The sequence below is a fragment of the Gemmiger formicilis genome (assembly GCF_016901605.1).
GTDB lineage: Bacteria > Bacillota > Clostridia > Oscillospirales > Ruminococcaceae > Gemmiger > Gemmiger formicilis_B.
The window spans coordinates 1-4,860 of record NZ_JACJKP010000194.1 but is presented as its reverse complement, the minus strand read 5'-3'; the positions used below and the strand labels follow the sequence as shown (position 1 = coordinate 4,860).

At 57.6% G+C, this 4,860-nt stretch carries 5 protein-coding genes; 2 read left to right on the top strand and 3 right to left on the bottom strand.

All coding sequences use genetic code 11. The features are described 5' to 3' along the window. The coding region (locus H6B10_RS12540; RefSeq protein ID WP_204651917.1) for a methylglyoxal synthase at positions 1-396 on the bottom strand (396 nt) is incomplete at its 3' end. Positions 397-656: 260 nt separating this feature from the next. Between H6B10_RS12540 and H6B10_RS12535 the strand changes: the two genes are divergently transcribed. Both H6B10_RS12535 and H6B10_RS12530 read left to right on the top strand, forming a co-directional pair. After that, complete coding sequence (locus tag H6B10_RS12535) at positions 657-1,250, top strand: RICIN domain-containing protein (protein ID WP_204651916.1); 594 nt, start codon at positions 657-659, stop codon at positions 1,248-1,250. A gap of 112 nt (positions 1,251-1,362) precedes the next feature. Beyond that, a complete protein-coding gene (locus H6B10_RS12530; RefSeq protein ID WP_204651915.1) occupies positions 1,363-2,550 on the top strand; it encodes a DEAD/DEAH box helicase in 1,188 nt (395 codons plus the stop codon). Between the two features lie 165 nt (positions 2,551-2,715). On the opposite strand, the gene H6B10_RS12525 is transcribed toward H6B10_RS12530, so the two are convergent. Further along, entirely contained in the window at positions 2,716-4,149 is a 1,434-nt protein-coding gene (locus H6B10_RS12525; protein WP_204651914.1) for a sensor histidine kinase, read from the bottom strand. Continuing rightward, the gene (locus tag H6B10_RS12520) at positions 4,146-4,832 is read right to left on the bottom strand and encodes a response regulator transcription factor (RefSeq protein ID WP_204651913.1); all 687 of its coding nucleotides are present in this window, start codon (positions 4,830-4,832) and stop codon (positions 4,146-4,148) included. The genes H6B10_RS12525 and H6B10_RS12520 overlap by 4 nt, the downstream gene beginning before the upstream one ends. Positions 4,833-4,860 lie beyond the last annotated feature (28 nt).

Genomic DNA, 4,860 nt, shown 5'->3' with positions numbered 1-4,860 from the left:
GCCGCGCTGCAGTTCAATCCAGGCGAGGTCGCCCCGTTCCAGGCCGTGGATGAGTACCTCGGCCGTGGCAATATTGGTGGCTACCGGGATGGTGTGCATATCACACAGGCGCAACAGGGTCGCATCGTTCGGCTCACCGGGTTTGGCACCCACAGGGTCCCGGAAGAACAGCAGCATATCCACTTCGCCGCATCCGATCATGGCGGCAATCTGTTCCCCACCGCCGCGTCCGCCCGGATACAGGCAGCGCACCGGCAATCCTGTTGCATCACGGACGATCTTGCCGGTCACACCCGTGGCAAGCAGATCGTTTTGCGACAGAATGCGCACATACGCAGTACAGAACTGTGCCATCAATTCCTTGCGGGAATCGTGGGCAATCAAAGCGATCCTCATGACTCTATTCTCTCCCTCTACGGGGGCCCGCCATGGCCCCAAAACAATACTATCTTTTATATGATAAAGTATTTTTTAGAAAAATGCAAGTGTCGATGCACACAAACCGCCAAAACCCTGCTTTGTTTCGCCGTTTATCTTGACGTTTTGCCCAAAAGGGCCTGGTAAAGTTTGGCAAAACCGCGCGCGGCGTCCATGCTATAATAAAGAAAATTACAGGGGGGTTGCCAACCGGGCACCCTGCTAAAGGAGGATCTACCATGAGGAAATCTGCCCAGACGATCATTCGTCCCGACGCTTGCTATACCATTGCCGCTGCAAACGGCCGCGTGTTGGAGGTGGCCGATTTCAATACCGAGAACGGCGCTTCGGTACGCCTGTGGAGCTATGAAGGCCAGCCCTGGCAGCAGTGGCGGTTTGAGGAAGCAGGCGAAGGCGAATACCGCATCAAAAACCGTTTTACCGGCAAAGTCATGGACCTGGCCATGTCGGGCGTAAACAACGGCACCTGGGTCCACCAATGGAGCCAGACCTCCGGCGCCGGTCAGCGCTGGGAAATTGTGGAAGCCGGCGGCGGCAAAGTCAAGCTGCGCAACATTCTGGCCGATAAAGTCATCGATCTGGTCGGTATGCGGGTAGAAAACGGCACCCAGGCCCAGATCTGGCAGGATGTTTCGGGCGAAAATCAGCTGTGGAAGCTGGAGCCTGTACCGGACCGCCTGATGGAAAAACCCATGGAAGCACCGCCCGCCAAGGCGGCGCCCAAGGCTGCCAAGAGCACCAAATCCACCCGTACCCAGACGGGCAAAAAGGCAAGCGGAAAATCCGCCCGCCGGGCCAGCAAAAACAAATAAAATCTCAAAAGGCTCCCGCTCCGGCGGGAGCCTTTTGCCGCTTGCGGGCTTTTGGAAAGCCTGTTATAATAAAAAGAAACCGTAAAACGTTACGAAAGGCAGTATAAACGCTATGCAGTTTACCGAACTTACCAACGTTGCGCCTGAAATCATCCGTGCCACCCAGGCCATGGGCTTTTCCGAAATGACCGAAATTCAGGAAAAGGCCATTCCCCTGATGATGGAAGGCCACGATATGATCGCCAAGGCTCCCACCGGCACCGGCAAAACCGTTGCCTTCGGCATTCCCATTCTTTCCAAGGTGGACCCGGCTTCCCGCAAGCCCCAAGCCGTAGTGCTGAGCCCCACCCGTGAACTGGCCCAGCAGATTGCCCAGGACCTGCAGAACCTGGCACAGTTTTTGCCCGACATCAAAATTGTCTGTGTATACGGCGGCGCCGGTATGGACAAACAGCAGCGCCAGCTGAAAGCCGGCTGCCAGGTGGTGGTGGCCACGCCGGGCCGCCTGATGGACCATTACCGCCACCATGCCATTGATGTTTCAGACGTGGAAACCGTGGTACTGGACGAAGCCGATGAGATGCTGAACATGGGCTTTTACAAGGATGTACGCCACATCATCGATCTGATGAAGCACCGCAAGAGCCTTTCCATGTTCTCGGCCACCATCAGCCGCGAGGTACTGGATATCGGCTGGCTGTACCAGCACAACGCAGCCGAGGTCAGTGTGCAGCCGGTGGAAGATTCCAGCCCCAAGATTGCCCAGTACAAGCTGTTGACCACCGGCCGTGACAAACTGGCCGACGCTGCCCAGCTGATCATCTCGGAAGGGTATAAGCGGGTCATGATCTTCTGCAACACCAAGTACAACACCGGCATGCTGGCCAACCAGCTGGCCCGGCTGAACTTCAATGTGGACTGCCTGCACGGCGACCTCTCCCAGGCGGAGCGCAACCGCATTATGACCCGGTTCAAGGCCGGGGAGATCTCGGTACTGGTAGCCACCGACGTGGCCGCCCGCGGCATTGATGTTTCCGATGTGGACGCCGTCATCAACTACGACGTTCCCGAGGAAAACGAGCACTACACCCACCGGATCGGCCGTACCGGCCGCGCCCGCAAGGAAGGCGCCAGCTACCTGTTCTACACCAAAGACGAACAGAAACGGGTGGACCAGTTGCTGCGCCTGACCCGCAATCTGGACGACTGCAAGAGCGTGAAGTTTGACTTTAACCACGAGAAACTGATCGTGGAGGAATCCGCCCCCCAGGACCGGTTCCAGATCAAAGCCTATTTCTAATCGCTTAGAAAGGGCGGTCGCCGTTCTGCGGCCCGATCGCTTTCCCGGATATCTGCCAATACAAAGGCCCGCTTTCGCATGCCCTGAACGGCAACCCAAAGGCGGGTTTTCTTTAAACAAAAACGGCATCGCCGGAACCTGCCCGACGATGCCGATTTTTTATTTTCAGTTGCCGGCGGGCAGGGTGAACACAAAGCGGCACCACTTGCCCTCTTCGCTTTCGGCGTGGATCTGACCGCCCGAAAGATTGATGAGAATTTTGCAGATATGCAGCCCCAGACCGCTGCCGCGGGTATTCATACCGCGGGAGCGGTCCTCTTTGTAGAACCGTTCAAACACAAACGGCAATGCCTCGGGGGCAATTCCCGCGCCGGTATTCTGGATGCTGACCTGCACCATGCTGCCCTTTTTCTGGGCCGAGAAGGAGATGGTTCCCCCTTCCGGTGTGAACTTGATGGCGTTGTCCACAATATTGTACACCACCTGGTGCACAAAGTCCGGGTCCGCAAAAATCAGCAGCGGCGGGCCGCCCAACCCCTGAATATCGATTTTGCCATCCTCGATGCGCTGTTCATCGCTGAGCACCACATCGGTGACGGTCTTCCACAGATCATAGCTCTGGGCATGGACCGGTACTTCGCCTGCTTCCAGCTTGGTGATATCCAGCATATTCTGCACCAGGCGGGCCAGACGGCCGGTCTCCTGTGAGACAATGGAGAGGTAATGCTGGTTTTCTTCCGGCGGGATGGTGCCGTCCAGCATACCGTCGATAAAGCCCTTGATGGTGGTCATGGGGGTGCGCAGTTCGTGTGCTATGTTGCCCATAAACTGGCCGCGGGAGTTATCGATGGTCTGCAGCCGGGTGGCCATGTTGTTGAAGGTGGTGGCAAATTCAGCCAGTTCCACACAGCCGTCCACCGGGGCGCGGGCCGTAAAGTCACCGCTGCCCAGCCGCCGGGCGGCCTCGCTGATGCCCTCAATGGGGCCGGTGATCCGTCGGGCCAGTATCCAGCAAAGCAGACTGCACAGCAACAGAATGGCAATGGCCGAGATGCCGAACATGACCAGCATATCCATTATGTAGGACCCCAGCGCCGTCATGGGGCTGGCGGCAAACAGATACCCTACGCTGCCCTCCACATTGATGCGGCGGCCCGCGGTATAGTACTTATCCCGGTACACACCGCCCAGGGTACCCGTTTCAAACAGGTCCTGGCCTTCGTCCATCTTGTCCAGCAGGTCCTGGGGCACATACTGTTCGGCAAATTCCGCCCCCTCGGTATGCAGCAGCACCTGCCCATCCTCCGAGGCCACAAACACCATGGCACCCGAGGCGGTATTGAACAGTTCAAAGCCGCTGCGGGCATCCTGCGCGCGCTCATCCCCCAACGGCTGGGTGACGATGGCGCCGCCCTCGGCAAAGCGTTCACTCAAAGCGCTGGCGCCGTCCAGAATGGCGGTCAGGGCGGCACGGCGCTCCGTGACAAAATAGGCAGCCGACAACGCCGTCTGGATGGCACACATGACACTGAGCCCCAGAATCAGCACCACCGCAATGGTGGAAAAGAATTCCCGGCTGATGGTATTCCGGCGGTTCATTCCCGTACCTCGAATTTATAACCGACGCCCCAGACCGTCTTGAGGTTCCATTTGTCCGACGCACCTTCCAGCTTTTCACGCAGGCGCTTTACATGCACGTCGATGGTGCGGGAGTCACCGTAGTATTCAAAGCCCCAGACCTCGTCCAGCAGCTGGTCGCGGGTGTACACACGGTTGGGATGCCCGGCCAGGCAGGCCAGCAGTTCCAGTTCCTTGGGCGGTGCTTCCACCACTTTGCCCTTGACCTTCAGTTCATAACGGTTCATATCCAGGTGCAGGTTGTCAAAGTCGTAAACGCCCTTGCTGTCCTCTTCCTTGGAAGAACGGCGCAGCACAGCCTTGATGCGGGCGGTCACTTCCTTGGCGTCAAAAGGCTTCACGATGTAGTCATCGGCGCCCAGTTCCAGGCCCAGCACCTTGTCATAGGTTTCGCCTTTGGCCGTCAGCATGATGATGGGAGTGTTGTCCTTGGCGCGGATCTTGCGGCAGACTTCCCAGCCGTCCATCACCGGCATCATCACGTCCAGCAGTACCAGGTCGGGATGCAGTTTTTCAAATTCCGTCAGCGCGGCGCCGCCGTCGTGCGCCATGGTGACGTTATAGCCCTCCTTGACCAGATACAAACGCAGCAATTCGCAAATATTTTTATCGTCATCTACAACCAGAATCTTCTCATTCGCCATGTTGTTGTCCCTCCGTTTTCGTTGGGCA

Coding starts and splice junctions, on each gene's coding strand:
- H6B10_RS12535 (WP_204651916.1), top strand. CDS start 657: ATGAGGAAATCTGCCCAGACGATCATTCGTCCCGACGCTTGCTATACC.
- H6B10_RS12530 (WP_204651915.1), top strand. CDS start 1,363: ATGCAGTTTACCGAACTTACCAACGTTGCGCCTGAAATCATCCGTGCC.
- H6B10_RS12525 (WP_204651914.1), bottom strand. CDS start 4,149: ATGAACCGCCGGAATACCATCAGCCGGGAATTCTTTTCCACCATTGCG.
- H6B10_RS12520 (WP_204651913.1), bottom strand. CDS start 4,832: ATGGCGAATGAGAAGATTCTGGTTGTAGATGACGATAAAAATATTTGC.